9 protein-coding genes and 2 pseudogenes are annotated in these 21,128 nt (G+C 32.8%); 4 read left to right on the top strand and 7 right to left on the bottom strand.

Going from position 1 to position 21,128, the window contains the following annotated elements:
- A pseudogene (locus ACIQ66_RS11360) lies at window positions 1–4,039 on the bottom strand (hypothetical protein); the annotation flags it as partial.
- A gap of 146 nt (window positions 4,040–4,185) precedes the next feature.
- On the opposite strand from ACIQ66_RS11360, the gene folE reads away from it, so the two are divergent.
- The 3 genes from folE to yidD all read left to right on the top strand — a co-directional run bounded on the left by folE (window position 4,186) and on the right by yidD (window position 6,740).
- A complete protein-coding gene (folE, locus tag ACIQ66_RS11355) occupies window positions 4,186–4,857 on the top strand; it encodes a GTP cyclohydrolase I FolE (protein WP_396212910.1) in 672 nt (223 codons plus the stop codon).
- Window positions 4,858–4,965: 108 nt separating this feature from the next.
- Complete coding sequence (gene cysS, locus ACIQ66_RS11350; protein WP_396212909.1) at window positions 4,966–6,450, top strand: cysteine--tRNA ligase; 1,485 nt, start codon at window positions 4,966–4,968, stop codon at window positions 6,448–6,450.
- A gap of 44 nt (window positions 6,451–6,494) precedes the next feature.
- A complete protein-coding gene (gene yidD, locus ACIQ66_RS11345) occupies window positions 6,495–6,740 on the top strand; it encodes a membrane protein insertion efficiency factor YidD (RefSeq protein WP_396212908.1) in 246 nt (81 codons plus the stop codon).
- A gap of 32 nt (window positions 6,741–6,772) precedes the next feature.
- Here the strand turns inward: yidD and ACIQ66_RS11340 are convergent, their stop codons facing one another.
- Window positions 6,773–11,707, bottom strand: a complete 4,935-nt coding sequence (locus ACIQ66_RS11340) for a choice-of-anchor L domain-containing protein (RefSeq protein ID WP_396212907.1) — start codon at window positions 11,705–11,707, stop codon at window positions 6,773–6,775.
- A 273-nt stretch (window positions 11,708–11,980) separates the two neighbouring features.
- Between ACIQ66_RS11340 and argS the strand changes: the two genes are divergently transcribed.
- Window positions 11,981–13,759, top strand: coding sequence for an arginine--tRNA ligase (gene argS, locus ACIQ66_RS11335; protein ID WP_396212906.1), 1,779 nt, complete (start codon window positions 11,981–11,983; stop codon window positions 13,757–13,759).
- A gap of 144 nt (window positions 13,760–13,903) precedes the next feature.
- Here the strand turns inward: argS and ACIQ66_RS11330 are convergent, their stop codons facing one another.
- From ACIQ66_RS11330 to ACIQ66_RS11310, 5 genes and pseudogenes are all read right to left on the bottom strand, one after another.
- Window positions 13,904–14,692 (bottom strand): TrmH family RNA methyltransferase, encoded by a 789-nt coding sequence (locus ACIQ66_RS11330; RefSeq protein WP_396212905.1) that lies wholly within the window; start codon window positions 14,690–14,692, stop codon window positions 13,904–13,906.
- 90 nt (window positions 14,693–14,782) lie between these two features.
- The gene (locus ACIQ66_RS11325) at window positions 14,783–17,845 is read right to left on the bottom strand and encodes a S8 family serine peptidase (RefSeq protein WP_396212904.1); all 3,063 of its coding nucleotides are present in this window, start codon (window positions 17,843–17,845) and stop codon (window positions 14,783–14,785) included.
- Between the two features lie 52 nt (window positions 17,846–17,897).
- Window positions 17,898–19,232, bottom strand: a complete 1,335-nt coding sequence (locus tag ACIQ66_RS11320) for a DUF58 domain-containing protein (RefSeq protein ID WP_396212903.1) — start codon at window positions 19,230–19,232, stop codon at window positions 17,898–17,900.
- 91 nt (window positions 19,233–19,323) lie between these two features.
- On the bottom strand, window positions 19,324–20,331 hold the full coding sequence (locus tag ACIQ66_RS11315; RefSeq protein WP_396212902.1) for an AAA family ATPase: 1,008 nt from the start codon (window positions 20,329–20,331) through the stop codon (window positions 19,324–19,326).
- Window positions 20,332–20,414: 83 nt separating this feature from the next.
- A pseudogene (locus tag ACIQ66_RS11310) lies at window positions 20,415–21,128 on the bottom strand (DUF4350 domain-containing protein); the annotation flags it as partial.

Genomic DNA, 21,128 nt, shown 5'->3' with positions numbered 1-21,128 from the left:
TATAATAAGTTCCGCTAGTGGCAATTGCCGTTGGATTTGCTAATGAAATTGTTGCAGCCGCATCTGTCCAATAGGTTAATGCTCCTAAATTGGCACTTCCAGCGGTAACAGCAGCGGCGGTAATATCAACTGTTGCAGGGAAACATACAGCAGCAGGATTGTTGACAACAATAGTTGGAGTTGTAACTATTGTAACGATTACAGGTTCTATATCAAAACAAATTCCATTAGAACTCTTAATATAATACGTTCCGCTAGTGGCAATTGCCGTTGGATTTGCTAATGTAAGCGTTCCAGCCGCATCTGTCCAATAAGTCAAAGTTCCACTATTAGTATTACCAGTGATAACAGCGTTTGTAGTAATATTTACAGTAGTTGGCGAACAAACCGTTGCTGGATTTACTATCGTTAATACAGGAGTTGCATTGATAGTTACTATTACAGGTTCAATATCGGCACAAATTCCAGTAGCACTTTTAATATAATAAGTTCCGCTAGTGGCAATTGCCGTTGGATTTGCTAATGAAATTGTTGCAGCCGCATCTGTCCAATAGGTTAATGCTCCTAAATTGGCACTTCCAGCGGTAACAGCAGCGGCGGTAATATCCACAGTCGCAGGGAAGCATACCGCAGCAGGGTTTGTAATGACAATAGCAGGAATTTGGTTTACCACAACAACAGTAGATGAATTACAGTTTCCAGTCGTAGATGTAACACTCAAATTATATGTTAAATTACCTGTAGAGGTAGGAGTAATAGTAACCAATGGACTTGCTAATGGACCTGAATTATAACCATTAGGTCCAGTCCAAGTATAAGTCCCTCCTGCCACTGGTGTTGTAACATCTAAATCTACAGAACTTCCTTGACATATTGGACCATTATTTATTGCACTTACGGTACAACCACATGATAAAATTTCTACAGTATCAGTTGTGCTAAAAGCAGGGCAAGTTGCAGTTAGTGGTATGGTATAGGTAACTAAATATGTACCAATATCACTACCATTAGGTGTTATTGCACCTGTAATTGGGTCAATATCAAGTATAAAAGCTGGATTAGTAGCTCCTGAGGGTGCGGCTGAATATGTTCCTCCAGTTGTTAGGTTTGTAGTAACTGGCAATTGGTCGGCTACTATACTATTACAATAAGTAGCATCAAAATTAAATGTACCACTAGGAGCATTTGTAATCACAAACGATCTTACATTAAAACAGCCTGATGAGGCAGTATCTTCAATACGAACATAAATAGTAATAGGTAATGAGGTAGCATTATATGCAAATTCATTCGGAATTTGAGAAGCAGGATTACCTGTTTCAGCATCTGCAGGATTTGTAAAATAAGTTAACAGAAAATCAGGAACTTGAATAGGTGTTAAAATACTGTTAGTTTGATCAATGTTAATAGTTGCAGGAAGTGTGCCATTATAACAGATATCGACAGGGTCTGAAACTGGTAAATCGGGATTAACTTCAGCAGTAGCACTATCTGTTATTCTCACTACTGAGTTAGAGTCACAGGCTAATGTATATTTAACTACGGCAACATAAGTTTCAGGAATGTTTTTATCTTCTACACAGACATTTAATGGATTTGCGGTAGAGTAAACAACGCCAGGATTGGTAGCCTCTTCCCAGTGAAAGTTCACCAACGAAGGTCCTGTGCCACTTGGAACAAATTGCCATGATTCATTAGTAGCTGACCAAGTTGGGTCAAATGCGTTTCTACCAGGAGGAACAACTGCTTGTGTTCCAGTTGCATTTTGAATACCAATGATTCCTCTATTACCATTCCAACCATTGTTAGCTACACGACGTTCAATATTAACTTCAATGATATTAGTGGTTTCATGTAAAACTATTTGATACGTTTGTAGATTACTAGCTTGAGCTGGAAATTGTGGTATTTTAAAATAATTCACAACCATAACTCTATTTGGAGCAGTACCTAAGGAATAATAATTTATGTATGCATCTAAGGGTCTGCTAGCATAATGTATATCCTGAAAAACACCAAATATTGAGTTTAAAGGATTGCCTGCATTTGGGATGTTTTGATTTATAGCCCATTGACAAAAGCCATCAGGAGTTTGCGTACCTGTTGATTGTTCAAAAGAGATTACACCATTAGTACCTAATATAAAATTGGTGTATGAATTTCCATAAAAACAAAACTTAAAAGGCATTACAATAGTCGTACTCCAAAAGTCATCATTATTTGTACCTGCCGAATTAGTAGTTGGTAAAATAGTTCCACCATTAAAAGGATAGGGTTCGTATGTTTTTGATTGAACAACATAATTATTGGTATACTTTAAATCTGGAAAAGTAGCTGTAAAATCTGTACATTCGCCTTCATTACATATTAAGTTACCTGTAGTAACATTAACCGATAATTGATTAGCAGATGGAGTAGAAGTAAGTATATAAACGGTTACACTATCTGTAAATAAACAATTGGTTGTTGTTTCAAACTTTATGTTGTCAATGGCAAATGAATTGTTTTGTATTCCAACAGCAGTTACTCTATCAACAATGCAAATTTCAGCAGTAGTTGCTACACCAGAATTCCATGTAACGTTTCTTGCTTGCCACGAACAGTTTGAGGTTGGAGCATTAGTGCTGTTTACAGTTACACCATTAATGGTAATATCAATCATTGCAGCATTTGCTACATAATTGAGTGATTGTACCAAATAACTAAAGTCATAATTTTGTCCGGCAACAACAGGGATAATTTGTTTCCAAACTTTAGTTGAAACGGCAGCTGTATTACTTCCTCTATAAACTAACATTTTTCCAGTGCCACCAACTGCAGAACAGTTTGATAGTGTTGAACTCCATGTACTAGAGTTAGTCACCACACCAAAAGTTTTGTTGGTATTACTCGGATTTGTTGGATTAAGGTAAGTTGCTTCACTTGTAAAACCTAAATTAGTTAGTGAAAAATCACCATTGTAAACTAAATTACGAAGATAAGTAGGACCTGTTGTAACTGTGTAAGTAGTAGTTTGGGTAGGAGTAACGCTTATTGATGCATTATTAGGTGTAGTTAATGATGGATCTGCAGGTGATGCAGACCAGTTAAAAATACCAGTTCCGTTTGTTGCAGTTAAGGTTGTAGAAGAGCCTAACGAAATTGTGGTATCAGGTCCAGCATTTATATTGGTAGGTGCTGCAATGACTATGTTTGTAGCAGTAGCTGTTGCACCATTAAAATCTGCAACTGTAACATTATATGTTCCAACTTGTAAGTTTGTAAAAACTCCAGTAGCATTGTTTTGCGAAGATGGTCCAGATAGTGTATATGAATAAGGCGGTGTACCATTTAAACCATATGCCGTAATTGAACCATTATTGTTGGCAAAACCTGCGCAAGTTGTACCAACAAAAGAATATTGTAATGAAACAGCTTCTACTACTGAAAAATCATCTAGGGCGAAATCATTTCCTTCAAAACCAGTATTTTGATTCCACAATTCGATGTTTACACTTGTACCTGTTGCAATAAATGTGTAGGCAACTCTCTGCCAAGGATTAGTAGGCAATGCAACCAAAGTTGGAGCAGGAGCAGGAGTTACACTTGAAGCGTTATTAAATTGTATTCCTAAATTGGGTCTTGTACTATTTACGATAGTGGGAACGTAAATTGATTTTACCCAATAACTAAATTCATATTTTTTACCAATTGTTAAACCCGTAACACCACCACCAGCATTGCCCGCTTTCCAAAAACGTTGATTTCCACCAGTATTGTTTCCGTCTATTACCATCATTAAGCCTGTACCAGTTGTATGATCACCAGATGCAATAAAACTTGTTGTGTTTATTGTTTGTGGATTACTGACAAAAGCATAATTTCCAGCAGATGTAGTGCCAGAAAAAGGAGCTGTTAGTTGTGTATAACCAATACCATCAACAAAAAATCCATTTCCGCTGCCACCAGATTCAAAATTACCGTTTGTAAGTAAGTTTTGAGCGCTTAAGGTGTTGGTTAATAGATAACTTACAAGAGTTAGAAGTAGTGTTTTTTTCATTAGGTATAGTTTTTTATGGTGCGAAATTTAAGCAAAAAAAAGATATTTTTATCTTAAAATTATTTTTTTTTAAATATTCAATTTATCAGAAATAAATAAACTTTTTATTATTTACCTTTGCATTTCATTTTTAAAAATAGCAACACATGAGTATTACATCAGATTATAATGATGAAATAGGTGAAAATCACATAGCAACTTCTGCACAAAACCCTTTAAGAAAGGACGCATTTGACATTTCTGATGAGCAAAAAATTGAGCTTATTAGAAAAGACGTTGAGAGTATTCTGCAAACACTTGGAATGGATTTGGAAGATGACAGTATAAAAGGAACTCCAAACAGAGTAGCAAAAATGTTTGTGAAAGAAATTTTTGGAGGTTTGAATCCAGTAAAAAAACCTAGTTCTTCTACATTTGAAAACGATTATAAGTATGGTGAAATGTTGGTTGAAAAAAACATTACGCTTTATTCTACATGTGAACACCATTTGCTTCCTATTATAGGTAGAGCGCATGTTGCTTATATTTCGAATGGAAAAGTGATTGGGCTTTCTAAAATGAATAGAATTGTAGAGTATTTTGCCAAAAGACCTCAAGTGCAAGAAAGATTGACTATGCAAATTGTTCAAGAAATGCAAAAGGTACTTGGAACCGAAGATGTGGCTTGCATAATTGATGCAAAACATTTGTGTGTGAATTCAAGAGGAATAAAAGATATTGAAAGTAGCACAGTTACCTCTGAATTTGGAGGAAAATTTAAAGATGAAAATACCAAAAGAGAGTTTTTGGATTATATCAAATTTGATACAAAATTTTAAGATAAAGTTGATTAACTAGCCCCGATAGCAGTGGAAATCCTTTTCTTTTTTTCTTTAAAAAAGAAAAGATTGCAACGAATAGCGGGATTAGCTCCTAAAAAATAAAAAATGCAGTTATATACAACCAATAGTTTAAAAATATACAATACGCTTTCGGGCGAAAAGGAAGTTTTTGTGCCATTACATGATGGAAATATTGGTATGTATGTGTGTGGACCAACGGTTTATAGCAATGTTCACTTAGGAAATGTACGAACTTTTATGAGTTTTGACATGGTGTATCGATATTTACTTCATTTGGGATACAAAGTTCGTTATGTTCGAAACATTACCGATGCTGGGCATTTGACAGATGATGGAAATGTTGACAATGACCGTTTTGTTAAGCAAACGCGTTTGGAAAAACTGGAACCAATGGAAGTCGTTCAGAAATATACGGTTGATTTTCATAGGGTTTTGGAAGTTTACAATTTGTTACCACCTACAATTGAGCCAACAGCAACTGGACATATTATTGAGCAAATTGAATTGATTGAAAAATTAATTGAGAAAGGTTTTGCTTATGAAAGTAATGGTTCGGTTTATTTTGATGTTTTTGAATACAACAAAAAAGGCTTGAATTATGGTGAATTAAGCAACAGAAATATTGAAGAATTGTTTGCCAATACTAGAGATTTGGACGGACAAAATGAAAAGAAAAACCCGCAAGATTTTGCTTTGTGGAAAAATGCGTCGCCAGCACATATCATGCGTTGGAATTCGCCTTGGGGTGAAGGTTTTCCTGGTTGGCATTTGGAATGTACTGCAATGAGTACGAAATATTTGGGCGAAAAATTTGATATTCACGGTGGCGGAATGGATTTGAAATTCCCGCATCATGAGTGTGAAGTGGCTCAAGGAAAAGCTTGTAACGATATTTCGCCTGTAAATTACTGGATGCACACCAATATGCTTACTATGAATGGTTTACGAATGAGTAAATCTACAGGAAATTATATTTTGCCAATGCAATTAGTAAATGGTGAAAATGATTTTTTTGAAAAGAAATTCCAGTCAAGTGTAGTTCGTTTTTGCTTTATGCAAGCACATTATAGAAGTGTTTTGGATATTTCTAATGAAGCCATGATTGCGGCCGAAAAGGGTTATAACCGATTGGTAGAAGCTATCAAACAATTAGATTCGATAAAAGCTTCAACAACTTCTACTTTAAATGTTGCTGATTGGAAAAATTCTTGTTATGAAGCGATGAATGACGATTTAAATACGCCAATTTTAATTGCAAATTTATTTGAAGGTGTTCGTTTTGTGAATTTGTTAAAAGAGAATTCAGCAACACTTACTGCTTCAGATTTGGAAGATTTTTCTAAAACGATAAAAGCATTTGTTTTTGATGTTTTAGGATTAGCAAGCGAAACTAGTTTTGAAGGCAATTTGGAAAAAGTTACTGGTTTAGTAGAATTGCTTATTGAAATGCGAAATACTGCTAGAGCCAACAAAGATTTTGCTATGTCTGACCAAATTAGAGATCAGTTATTAGCACTTGGTATTCAGTTGAAAGACGGTAAAGACGGTACTGAATTTAGTATGGTTTAGATTTCAGAAAGCAGATTTCAGAAAGCAGAATTAAGATTGTAACTATGTTGAAAAAGATTCTTATTTTTCCTTTACTTGTTCTTATTCGCTTTTATCAAGGTGCCATTTCGCCATTTACGCCTGCTGCTTGTCGTTTTGAACCAACTTGTTCGCACTACTTTGTGGATGCCTTAAAAATTCATGGATTATTTTATGGAACTTATCTTGGTGTGAAACGAATATTGAGTTGTCATCCATGGGGAAAATCGGGTTATGATCCTGTACCACATAAAAAAAGTGTCACTAAATAGGTGACACTTTTTGTTTATAAATTAATTTATTTCTATCGTTTAATGCTAAAATGTGATTTGAATTCTCTTGTTATTCCTTCTCTTGTATAATTTACAATAAACCAATAATCATCAGCAAGCAATGCTTTACCATTATACATTCCATCCCAACCTTGACCAAATGGACTTATTTGTTTTAATAGCTTACCTTGTCTATCAAATATTGAAATTTTTGAATTAGTATCTCCTAGTTCTTTTAGGTCATAAATATTCCAATAATCATTATAACCATCACTATTTGGCGTAAAGAATTTAGGATATTTTATAATTAATACTTCTATAGGATCTGAGTCTCCACAGCCATCTTTATCTCTAACTATTATTATATGGTTTCCGGAAGTAACATTTGTAAAAACATTACTTTCTTGAAATAAGCCACCATCAAGTTGGTAAATATAATTTTCACCTAAACCATTTGGAATTACTGTTATTATTTGATTGTCACTAAAATCTTGAGTAATTGTATAACCAGTAATTGCTATTGAAGATGGGAGTACTGAAACGGTTTTGGTATCAGAAACACATCCTGTTATATTGTCTGTAACAGTAAGTGTGTAATCTCCCAAAATATTTGTAGTATATAAAGGGTTGTTGTTTCCTACTGATCCTCCAATCATATCTTTCCACTCATAATTAAGGTTTCCGTATACACCAGCATCTAGTGTTACATAAGAAATTGGTAAACCAGTAACACTGTTTATACATAGGTATTTATCTTCAGGATTTGGCTCTGGAAGTAAGTTAATTACAAACTCAATTTTCATTGGTGTGCTACTACAATTCGCAAAATTTGAATTTCTAACAACAGCATACAATGTTGGATTATTTGATAACGATTCTGTAACTGGGTTAATATTATCTAGAGCATCATCTTCATTAGGATGATATGTTACACTAAATTCACTACCTGTTTGTGTTCCTAAAATGGTTGAGTTATATTGTGTTAACGGAATATTTAACACACCATCATTTATGCCATCAGTATCACAATAAGTTCTGTCAATTACCGAAGGATTTGCATCATAAAGCGGTATAGGATTTATTACTGGAATAGGAGTTATAGAAATAGTAAAAATATTTTCATCACTTTGACATTCGCCAACTGGGAAACCACTTGTTCCATAGATATAAATTGTTTTAGTAATAACAGCATTTGTATTGTTAGTAATTACATTCGATGTGATTGAACCAACACCACCAGCAGAATCATAATAATTTCCTGAGGTTAAAGTAGGTAAAGTTACGCTACCGCATTCTGAAATATTTGCTACTACATCAACTTTAAAAATAAAAACATCAAAATATTCTTCGTCAAAAGTTTTGAATGTCGAACCTGGAATAATAGATTTTACTTCTTCATATATATATACTCTTGTTGTTTCAGTTATTGGACCAGTAATTTCAGTAAAGACAGTTCCGCCTGTTAAATGACTTTCTTTATAATATTTTTGATTACCTGTTAATGCAGGTAAAGTAACAACTGTATTACCACAACTATAAATAGTAGGCATTTCTACAACATTTGGAGTGCCAAAAATATTAGGTTGTCTATATAAAATTATTCTAAATGGTTTATTTACTGGACATATTTCTCTAACGCCATCTAATGAGGCATTATAAATATATAAAGTTTTATCAAAAAAATCTTGAGTTGGATCTGGCATTGACCAAACTGATGGATTAGGTATTATATTTGGAGGTGTTGTAGATAGATTTTGTGGATCATCAGGATCTGTCGGATTCCAATAATTATCGTGATATCTTGAGTTAGATACTGTTAAATCAGGAAGATTAAATGATTGAACAGTTTCAATAGGAACAATTGAAGGAACGTTATCGGCTAATGTTTGAGCAGATGTTATTCTAATAACTCTCTCATTTTTACAACCTGTGCTTGGATTAACGTTATATATATAAACTTCAACTGGAAATGGTCCTGTAATTTCTCTTAATGCAACTGTATTCAAAAGTGTTCCACCACCATTAGGTAAAGTGTAATAATTTCCTGCTATTGCAGTTGGAAGTGTATAAGTTGTCAAATTGCACAAGTCTATAACTGAATTTATAGTTTCATCTACTGGTGGTAGAGGATTTATAACAAATACAAATTGTTTTTCAAAAGAACATAATGGAATACTACCAATATTCACATTATAAACATAAATTGTCTGATTAGTATCTACAATATAACCTGGTAATAACTCAGTACCAGAACCTCCAGTTCCAGTATAATATTTTCCGTTTGTTAAAGGAGGAAGAGTAAAAGGGCCACAACTAGGTGTTACAAAACCAGGAATGTCATCAACAATTGGTTGTGTAACACTTACATTATATGAAACTTGATTTTGACCAGTTGAGCAAACTTCTCCAGTTGGTGGAGCAACATATAAATATATTGTTGCGCTATTTTCTATATAATCTCCAGGAAACAATTGCGTACAACCGTTGCAAGTTCCATCAGCGAGATGTGGACCATCCCAATAACCTCCAATTACTGGTACAGGCAATTGATAATTACATTGGTTAATATTTGCAATTGGTTCTAATCCAACCATTACTCTAAAGTAGTCAAAAACTGGACAATTAAGTGTTCCAATAGTATCTTCTAAATACACATAAAAATCAGCAGTTGCATTTACTGGTGTACCTTCGGGTATTGCAGTTCCAGTTCCATTTTGATTATCGTAATATTTTGCTCCAGGATATGCTGCTAATGAAGGTAAGATATATGGAGGCTCGCATGTAAAGACATTAGGTCTGTCTGGACCTAAATCTGGTTTGTTCTCTATAGTTATTGTTACAGGTCCAGCAGGAACATTACAAGCCGGATTTAATAAAGTGTCAATATCGGAGCGAAAATTATAATATAAAGTTGTGGTGGTTGTAATTTGTGTACCAGCAGGATACATAGTACCTGTTGCGTTTGGTCCTGACCAAAATTCTCCATAATCTAAGTCGGGTAAAGAGTATGAATCACATTCTGTTCTGTTTGTTTCTGAAAAACTATCAGGTTGAATTAGTGTTATATTCAGAGGAAATGATTGTGTACAATTATTAGAACTTGTTACTAGATTTGATACATATATTGTTGGATGGTTATAGGTTCCAACGTGACCCGGTGGTATTGTAATTACCGTACCCGCAGGAATTTCAGGTAATTGACTTGTAAGGCTAACACCATCATAATCATTTGTAAAATATTTTCCGTTGGTTAGCGGTGGTAATGTATATCCTGGAGTACCACAATATATAACTGGTAGTTGTTCGTCAGCTTTTTGTAATGGTTTTACTATTACTTCAAAACTAGATGTTGTAAAACAATTTGTACTTCCTTTGACAAAAACCCTAACAAAAATTGTTCCTGTTGAAACTATGATTACGCCAGCATTAGATGGAATTATTGTTTGAGTATTTGTATCAGCTCCTATTTGGGTTTGATGAAAACTAACATCATAAGTTGCACTCGATTGACCATTTAAAAAGATATCCTTAATAGGATTTATATTTAAAAATTGATTTAAAATGGTTGTAGATCTAGAACATAATTCAATTGGAACAGGAATACTTCCTAAATTAGTTGGGCTTGTAATTGTTCCCAAATTAAATTGTTTTACAATTGCAGGACAAGGACTTCCTGGTTCAGATATCCTAACATACATTGTTGTTAATGGACCATTATAACTAGTTATCTGCCCACTACTACTACCAGAATTAGCATTGGCAAGATTAGAATAATAAGTTAAGGTTGGTGTATAGCTTAATCCACTTGAAATAACAGCATTATTTTGAGTTAAAATATATGGAGTTGTATCTCCAGCACACCTGTTCAAGGTAATTGGATCAGGAGTTGTCACTGGTGAATAAATTTGAACAATTATTTCATCTACAAATCCTTGATTTGAATCACAAAAAATTGGTGTAATTAGTACTCTATAAGTATTTGTTCCTGTTGGATTTATTTCAGTATAAGAATTGGAGTTAACTCCAACATTTACACCGTTTTTCTGCCAAAAAAAGTCATAGTCAGCTGGATTTCCTGGCACATTTGCCGTTAGATTAAGTGGTGTTCCTTCACATTGACTTATATTATTAGTAAATATAGTGGTTGATGGAGTATAAGTTGGCACAAAATCTTTAATAAAAATTGCTGAATCAAACTGATAATCTAATCTATCAGCAATAACTATTTTTAATTTATATGGGTGTCCTGTTAGTATTGTAGCTTGAGCGGTCATAGAAACAGTAGCACCATTCATGTTTATGGGAGCTGTAGTTGAATTTGATCCTAAATAACCAACACCAAAAAGATTTACATTTTGACTTGAACAAGATGTATTAAAAAAATTATTTCTAATTGTTGTAGGAGATATTATTTGATTTGTTGGTGTTTTGGCAATATTTGTGGTTACTCCAGTTACCAAGTCTGTTAGCAATATAACAACTACATCAGAATTCAAATCACACTGTCTAGATCCATATTCTTCTGAAGCAAATACATATTCAAGCTTAAAATCTGTTTTCTGAGATGTAAATTCAAACTCTAACGAAGAAGCATTTGTAAAGTTTGTAACTCCCAATTCATTATTCATATTAGTGTCACTGGTCCATGCTGGATCATTTCCGTCTCCAAATCCATTTACAGCATTAGAAGGTAGATTGGGTCCAGGTAAATTTGTTAAATGACCGGTCGAAAGCACAACTCCTCTTGAAAAAGGAAAATTGGCACCTACTTGTCTTGTAAAAAATCCAACACTATTTCCTTGTCCAAAATTTGAACCAGAAGAAACAGCCCAATTGCTTGTAGTAATACAGTTTGTGTTTACTATTCTATTGCTTAATTGTTCTGGACTTTCTGTACCAACTGTCAATACTTGTGAAAACAATTGTAAAGATGTTAATGTAAAAAGTAATAATAATGTTTTTTTCATAATATTTAAACGTAGATAATGGGTATTATTATATGCAAATAAATTAAATATATATCGATTAATTGTAAAAAATTCAGATAAAATACATGTTTAGATGTTTTTTAATTAATTTTTCTTACAGTTTATTGACTTTAAAAGTTTCAACAAATAAACGAAAAAAATCTAAATTATGTATCAATTTTTTTTTAAATTCAGCTACTTTTTTCTAATCTTTCAAAAATTTTTAAATTCATACTTATTACTTACCTTTGCAAACTCATTAAAAACACAAAAATGTCTTTACAAGAAATTCTTAGTCCAAGTATCAAAACAGCAATTTATGACTTGTTTGAAGTGTCAATTGAAAAAATTGAATTTCAAGCTACGAGGAAAGACTTTGAAGGTGATATTACGGTTGTGATTTTCCCCTTACTAAAAGTGATAAAAGGAAATCCAGTTGAAATTGGAACTAAAATTGGTAAATATTTAACCGAAAACCTTCAAGAAGTTGAAAAATTTAATGTAGTTGCTGGATTCTTAAATATTGTTATTTCTGACGCATATTTTGTGAATTTTTTTAATGAAATTTTCCCAAATAAAACATATGGATTTTGTTCTGGAACTGAAAATGACAAGGCAGTCATGGTTGAATATTCTTCACCAAACACTAATAAACCTTTACACTTAGGGCATGTTCGTAATAATTTATTAGGTTATTCTGTTGCCGAAATTATCAAAGCTTCTGGTAAAAAAGTTTACAAAACCCAAATCATAAATGATAGAGGAATTCACATTTGTAAATCAATGTTGGCTTGGCAAAAATTTGGGCAAGGTGAAACTCCTTTAACTTCTGGCTTGAAAGGGGATCATTTAGTTGGAAAATATTATGTAAGGTTTGACCAAGAATATAAATCTGAAGTAAGTGATTTAATTTCAAAAGGATTTACCGAAGAAGAAGCCAAAAAAACGGCTCCAATTATCTTAGAAGCCCAACAAATGCTTTTAGATTGGGAAGCTGCAAAATCAGAAGTTATTCAGCTTTGGAAAACCATGAACCAATGGGTTTATGATGGTTTTGCTCAAACCTATGAAAGTTTAGGGGTTAATTTTGATAGTTATTATTACGAATCAAATACGTATTTGCTAGGTAAAGAAGTCGTGCAATTAGGACTTGAAAAAGGAATTTTCGAAAAAGATCCTGATGGTTCTGTTTGGATAGATTTGACCGATGATGGTTTAGATAGAAAAATCGTGCTTCGTTCTGACGGAACAGCGGTTTATATGACGCAAGATATTGGTACAGCCATTCAACGTGTGAAAGATTTTTCAGATGTTGGAGGAATGGTTTATACCGTTGGAAATGAGCAAGATTATCACTTCAAAGTCTTGTTTTTAATTTTGAAAAAACTCGGATTTGATTGGGCAGCCAATTTATTTCATTTATCTTATGGAATGGTCGAATTGCCTTCTGGAAAAATGAAATCGCGTGAAGGAACGGTTGTAGATGCTGACGATTTAATGCAAGAAATGACCATAACTGCACAATCCATTTCGGAAGAATTAGGAAAACTAGAAGGATATTCTAACGAAGAAAAAGCTAAATTGTATAAAACTATTGGACTAGGAGCTTTAAAATATTATATTCTTAAAGTTGATCCTAAAAAATCAATGACTTTTAATCCTGAAGAATCGGTTGATTTTGCTGGAAATACTGGGCCTTTTATTCAATATACCTATGCTCGAATACAATCGATTTTGCGTAAAGCTAATTTTGATTTTATCACACCAACCGAAGTCCAGATACTTCACGAAAAAGAAAAAGAGTTAGTAAAACAACTAGCACTTTTTCCTGAAATTATTCAGAATGCAGCACAAAATCACAGTCCGGCATTACTTGCTAATTATACGTATGATTTGGTTAAAGAATTCAATTCTTTCTATCAAAATGTTTCTATTCTTGGCGAAGAAAATCAGTACAAAAAAGTTTTTAGAGTACAATTATCGCAAAAAGTGGCTGATACCATTAAGTTGGCATTTGGATTATTAGGAATTGATGTTCCCGACCGAATGTAAAATAATTTGGGCGTTTCCCTACGGGTCGGGCTTTACGTTACAACCTGTCTGCCGGCAGGCAGGTCTTTTTTTTGTTTAAAAAAAACAAGAAAAAGGATTTCCACTGCAATCCCTAACGCATAATTGCTAACGAAGACTTTTATCTTAAAATCCACGTTGTCTTTTCGCTTCAAATAATACAATGGCAGCGGCAACCGAAACATTCATAGAATCTATTTCGCCTTGCATAGGTATTATAATGTTTTGTGTTGCTTCATCTCGCCAAGGTTGTGTCAATCCTGCAGCTTCTGTTCCAACAACAATAGCTGTCGATTTTGTATAATTTTGGGTGTCATAGCTTGTTGAATTTTGTAGGGTAGCACTATAAAAGTTAATTTTATTTTTTTTCAAAAAAGCAATAATTTCTTCTGTTGTTCCAGTGGCAACTTGATTTGTAAACAAACAACCAACACTTGACCTAATAACATTTGGATTGTACATATCCGTTTTCTGATTGGCAATAATTACAGCATCAAGTCTTGCGGCATCTGCGGTTCGTAACATGGCGCCAAGGTTTCCAGGCTTTTCAATTCCTTCAGCTACTAAAATTAGCGAATTCTTTCCTAATTTTAAATCGGATAAATCTAATGATTTTGTTTTGGCAATAGCTACAATTCCTTCGGTTGTGTCACGATAAGCTACTTTTTGATACACGTCTTTTGTTATTTCAATAACTTCTATTCCTTGTTTAACAAATACATTGACGTCTTTTTCTGAAATTAATTCTGGTAAAAAAAGAACTGTTTCCAATTCATATTTTCCTTTTTGTGCTAATTCAATTTCGCGTTTTCCTTCAATTATAAAAGTGCCAGATTGTTTTCGAACTTTTGCTTTTTCTTGCAATTGAACCAACAATTTTATTAAAGGATTTTGTATAGAAGTAATTTGTTTCAAAAGTTTTTGTTTATAATTTTATGCAAATGTAGTTACTAAAAAAATGCCTTATCAAAAGTAATAAGGCATTTTATAAAATATATTTTGGGATTATTTTTTAATAATTTTCACTGTATTCAAACTTGAATCCGTTTCAACTTTAAAGAAAAAGTTTCCTGATGGTAAAGTAGAAATATCAATAGAAGTTTCTTTTGCATTTACATTTTCAGTTTTAATCAATTGCCCCAAAACAGTATAAATTGAAATCGAATTGATAGTTTCGGTTCCTTTAAAATTAACTTCTGTAGAAGCAGGATTTGGATAATAGATAAAATTAGTTTTAGTGTAAGATGTTGTTTCTAAATTTGCACAGGTTACTGAAGCATTCCAGCCTGGTGCGGTGTTTGCTCCATCAGAATAAAATACAAAAGTTAATTTTCCAGATGGATGTGTCGATGTAACTGTTCCAGGATTATTTGTTCCAGTAAAGCCATATTGTTCAACAATATATGGAGAATTTACATCAGGACCATTATAGATTTTTAAATTATCTGCACCATTTTCTAAATTGAATAATGTAAAGGTAACCGAAACTTTATCACCAATATTTACTGGACTCATAACAGTTATAACATATTCACTATTTTTATAATTTCCAGTTAAACCTCCTGAATCTCTGAAATAGCCATCAACACAATGGTTTACTAGAGTTGTAAAGTTTTTATTTATCAAATTTGTAAAAATATTTCCACTACATGCAGATCGTAAATAGATAGTATAGTTCGAGGCAGAATTTAAACTTGTAGCAGTATATGAATTTGTAAATACGGTTGTGTAAATTCCAGTTGGCACAGTTCCTTGAGGAACTACTTCAATTTGAAAAGTATCTGAAGCATTAGGATTTGTCCATGTAAAAGTTGCACCTTCAATAGTTTCATTGCTTACAGTAATCATAATATCATTATTACAAGAAGTTGAAAAGCTATAAGTACTAGAAAATGATGAAGAATTACAAATGTTATTGGCTTTAACTCTCCAATAATAAGTTGATCCATAATCTAAATTCTGTAAATCTAATTGATTACTATTTGAATTAAAAGTTTCAAGTTCATCAGTAAAGCTAGCATTTTTAGCAACTTCAATTGTGTAACTTGTTACATTTTCACCACTATTTGTCCATGTAATTGTTGGATTAGTTTCTAATTGTGTAGCATTATTAACAGGTTCAACCAAAGTTGGTGAAGTTACAAGCGCTTCTTGTACATTTATTGTAAAAAATAGAGTAGAAGTAGATGCACCTGATGTCGCTGTTACTATTATAGGATATGCACCAACTGGAACCAAGTTTATATTTGATATATATATAACATTAGCTGATGCTGATGCTAAACTAGTTGAATCAAATGAAGCATTCGAGCCAGCGGGTAAACCCGAAACTGAAAAAGTTGTTACACCAGAAAAAGTTGGCAACGTTTCCAGTTGAAATTCAAAAAAAGTTGAATCTGAACCTTGGCATAAATTATTTTTTAATGGTTTTGTAGTAGAAAGTAAAATGGGTCTATTTACAACATTGCTCATTACTAAAGAATAGTTTTGTAATCCATCTAGCAAATTTTTCTTATGACTAACAGTAACTGTGTAAGTCCCTGTAGGATTTGAAATATCAACTCTTTCAATATTATCAACCAAATTGTCACCTTTGGTTGCAGGATCTTCCATAAATACTGGATTAAGTTTCCATGGAAAATTAGTTACATTATTTTTAACAATTCGTAAATCTAAATCATTTACTAATGAAGGTGTGAAAAAGTCTATTTCTCCACTAACAGTAGCTTCACCAGCAGGATCAGTCCAACAAATGGAACCAATTAATTGCTCAGTTGAGTTGACGGGCTGAATGTTAAATGAATAGCTGGCACCTTGATTTAATGTTATTTCTCTAATTCTGGAGTTTACACCTTCATTAGTAATTAAATTTGCAGCTTTTTCAGCATTTAATAAGCCCCACCCAAAACGATAATCAGGCCCTAAGTCACTACCTGCTTCATCAGCCGTATGTAATGCAAGCCCTCTTAACGTTGAGGCTCGCATGTAATTTCCTTTTACATTTTTATAATGTTGTTGTAACAATAATAATGTTCCTGCTACATTTGGCGATGACATTGAAGTTCCACTAAATTGCGAATAAGAAGAATTTGAATTGGCAGTCGAAGATCTTACGTTTACGCCTTTCCCACAAATATCTGGTTTAATTCGTCCATCATCTGTTGGTCCCCAACTGCTAAATCCTGACATAACTACGCTTGATGGACTTGTATAATTTGAAACCTGATTTACAGCTCCAACAATAATTCCGTTTTTAGAAGTGCTTTTTCCTGAAAGCAAATCATAGCCTTCTTTACTATCATTATATCCAGCATTTCTAGAATTTCCAGCCGAATTAACAAATTGATAATAAGGCGCATTAAACATTATTCTGTCAAATGCTCTAGCGTCAGCATCATATTTTCCCCATTCATTAACTGGAACAAAGTCGGGATCATTGCCATATGAATGGTTTGAAATTAATAAGCCATTATTGGCAGCAATAGTAGATTCGCTTACATCACTGTTCCAATCATATGCACGCAAATTAGCTTGTGAAGCCATTCCTTTTGAAGCTGGACTTGCAGTGGCATTTCCCATCATCGTTCCTGCAACATGTGTTGCATGAGAGTTGTTTACAGAGGCATTATCAACTTGTGTTACTCTATTTACTAAAAGCTGATGAGTATTTCTAACTTTTCCGCCATCCCAAATCCCAATAGTCATATTTTGACCATCAAGACTTAGTCCTAAACTCCCACCTGAATTTAATTTATTGGCTCTAGTAGTTATGGCTGCTCCTGCATTAGTAGTTGAAAAATAGACAGGATTACCGTCTTTATCAACACGCATCAACTCAGCAATACCACCATTTCCTTTTGGTTTAAATTGCTCCCAACCATTTAACTTGGCTAAGGCTAATGCTTCTGCTTTTTGAACTCTAAAAATGGAATCATATTCTATTGCCATTTTGTTTAATTCTGAAGAATTATTGGCAGCAGTAATTTTTTTTATATCTTCATTTGTTTGCGAAAATATTGAAAAGGTACAAAGGTTAAGAACTAAAACAAAATAATTAAATTTTATCATTTTTTGGGGTTTTATAAAATTTTTTGCTAAATTAATAAAAAATAGCAATTTTCTATAAAATTCCTCTAGCTTTAACTTCTAAATATTTGTTAATTGTGTCTAAAGTAAGATTTTCTGGTTGTGTTAAAACCGAGTAGATACCATATTTTTTGAGTTCGTTGACAATTAATCTCTTTTCAAAATTAAATTTCTCGGCAATTACTTTATCATAAACTTCGTGAATAGTTTCTGATTTTTTATGAATAATCTGATTCAATTCGGTGTTTTGAAAAAAGACAACTACTAACAAATGATTTTTTGCAATTCCTTTTAAGTAGGGAAGTTGTCGATGTAAACCGTCTAAAGTTTCAAAGTTGGTATATAAAATAATCAAACTTCTGTGGTTTATATTTTTCTTGATGTCAACATATAACCGACTGTAATCACTTTCAAAAAAATCGGTTTTAATATTGTACAAACTATCAAGTATCTTTTGCATTTGCGAAGAACGTTTTTCGGCAAAAACTCTATTTTCAACCTTTTTTGAAAAAGAAAACATACCAGCTTTGTCTTGTTTTTTCAAAATTACATTCGATAAAACTAGTGTTGCATTAATGGCATAATCTAGCAAACTCAATCCATTGAAAGGCATTTTCATTACACGGCCAGTATCAATTGCCATATAAACCGACTGCGATTTTTCATCTTGAAACTGGTTTACCATCAACGAATTTTTCTTGGCAGTTGCTTTCCAATTTAGCGTTCTAATATCATCGCCTTGTACGTATTCTTTTATTTGTTCAAACTCCATTGTGTGACCAATTCGACGAATTTTTTTTACTCCATATTGAAACAAATTATTTGAAAAAGCAATCAAATCATATTTGCGCAATTGAATATAAGAAGGATAAGTTGGCACCATTTCATCTTGAGCAAATCGATATCTTCTGGCAACCAATTTTAATGGTGAAGAAACATAAATATTTAATGTTCCAAAAAAGTATTCACCACGTTCAGTTGGACGCAAATTGTAATTGAAGTGATCTTGCGAAGCTGTTTTGACTTTTCGTTTAATCTCAAAATTTCTAACCTGAAATTGATACGGAATTTCATCAATAACTTTGGTGAAAATAGAAAAATTATAGTAGTTTTTTATCGAAATCGAAATCTGATTTTCATCACCATTTGACAATTTTTCTGGAGTTGTTCTTGTTGCTTCAAGTCCATTTTTGGTTACAAAAAGAATTAAAATGTCTATCGCCAAAAAGGTTAAAACAATAAAAAATAAATACCAAACTGCATTGTATAAAACAGGAAAAATAAAGGCACAAACAAACAATGCTACTATTCCAATAAGAATGTAGAAGAAGAAATTGTTTAGGTATAAATCTTTTAAAAATTGTTTCAATGTTTTTGGTTTACAGTTTACAGTCGCAGTTTACAGTCTTATTTTTAGTAACTTTTTACTATAACTAAGACATGAAACTGATAACTCAGTATTATCTTGGTATCTCAACCGATTCAATAATTTGCTTGATGATTTCAATGCTTGAAATTCCTTCCATTTCTCTTTCTGGCGTTACAATTACTCTGTGTTGTAAAACTGGAATTGTTGCTTCTTTTATGTCTTCTGGCGTTACAAAATCTCTACCACGAATAGCCGCAAAACCTTTGGCTGCATTCAAAATTGCAATTGATGCTCTTGGCGATGCTCCTAAATATAAGAAAGCATTTTCACGAGTGTTTACTACAATTTTAGCAATATATTCAATCAATTGTGGTTCGATAATTATTTGTTTTACCAATGACTGATAATTTTTAATTTCTGAACTAGAAAGAATGGTTTTGATATTTTCTAATTTACCCTTATTTTGAAGCGAATGTTCCCGTTGAATAATAGTAATTTCATCTTCTAAAATTGGATAATCTATCGAGATTTTGAATAAAAATCTATCCAATTGTGCTTCTGGTAAACGATACGTTCCTTCTTGCTCAATAGGATTCTGTGTTGCGATTACCAAAAACGGTGTGTCCAAAATATATTGTGTTCCATCCATTGTGATTTGGCGTTCTTCCATAACTTCAAAAAGAGCTGCTTGGGTTTTAGCAGGCGCACGATTTATCTCATCAATCAAAATTAAATTTGAAAAAATGGGCCCTTTTTTGAATTCAAATTCAGATTTTTTCAAATCATAAACCGAAGTACCCAGAATATCCGAAGGCATCAAATCGGGTGTGAATTGTATTCGACTGAAACCTACATTTAGTGTTTTAGCCAACAATTTGGCAGTAATCGTTTTGGCTACACCAGGAACACCTTCTAGCAAAACATGACCGTTAGAAAGTATTGCCACCAGCATTTGATCAATCATTTTGCTTTGTCCAACAATTACAGTTCCAAGCTCAGCTTTTATGGCTGTTATGCTATGTAAAAGTGGTGCTAAATTTATTCTCGACTCAAAATTTAAATTCTCATTGGTCGCTTCTTGATTGTTAATTTCTTCCATATTTTTTCAATTTATCTTTCGTAATTACTATATTTTCTTTCAAGTTTTGTAACAGTTTCATCTTCCAACTTCCAACTTCCATCTCACTCAAAAACCTTCTCTAATGCTTTATTAATTTCTACCAAATCATCTTCAATACTAGTATGCGGGCTTTTTCGATGATTGTTGATTAAGAATACAGCTTTTTCAATTATAAAATAATCTTTTCCAGATTTTTGATGCAATTTTTTTACGAAATCAGCATCTAATTTGGTTGTATCCATCAAATATTCATTTCTTACTCTTTCTAGAAAATAAATTATTTTTTTATCAATTATAGTAGTGTGATCGCCTTCTTGATAATACAAATTTCCAATAGTTTTGGTAAAATCTACTGTTGTATTGGGTAATGGATTTATAATTGGAACAATTCGCTGTTTTCTTTTAGCATTAAAAATCATGAAAAAGCCCATTCCTATCAGAAATAAAAGCCAAGCCGATTTTAGAGCAGGATGTTTGAAAATAAAACTTAATTGTGAATCAGAAATATTTTTCCCCGAACTTTTTTCAGAAAGCCAATGAATATCTCTTTTTGGAAGATACGATAAGACTTTTTCAGCATATTCTTTATGATTGTCTTTTAGCAAATGAAAATTGGTAAAAGTAGTAGGTTGTGTATGAAGGTAAATTTCGCCACCGTTGTAATTTACTTTTATAAAATTGACTCTCAAACTATCACCACTTTGATAACCCAAAACAGTTGTATTGATAGTGTCAAATTGGGTAAAATAATCATTGCCAATTCCTTCAATAATCTG

The organism is Flavobacterium sp., from assembly GCF_044377315.1.
Classification (GTDB): domain Bacteria; phylum Bacteroidota; class Bacteroidia; order Flavobacteriales; family Flavobacteriaceae; genus Flavobacterium.
The sequence above is the reverse complement of the archived record's forward strand: the minus strand, read 5'-3'. Positions and strand labels throughout refer to the sequence as shown.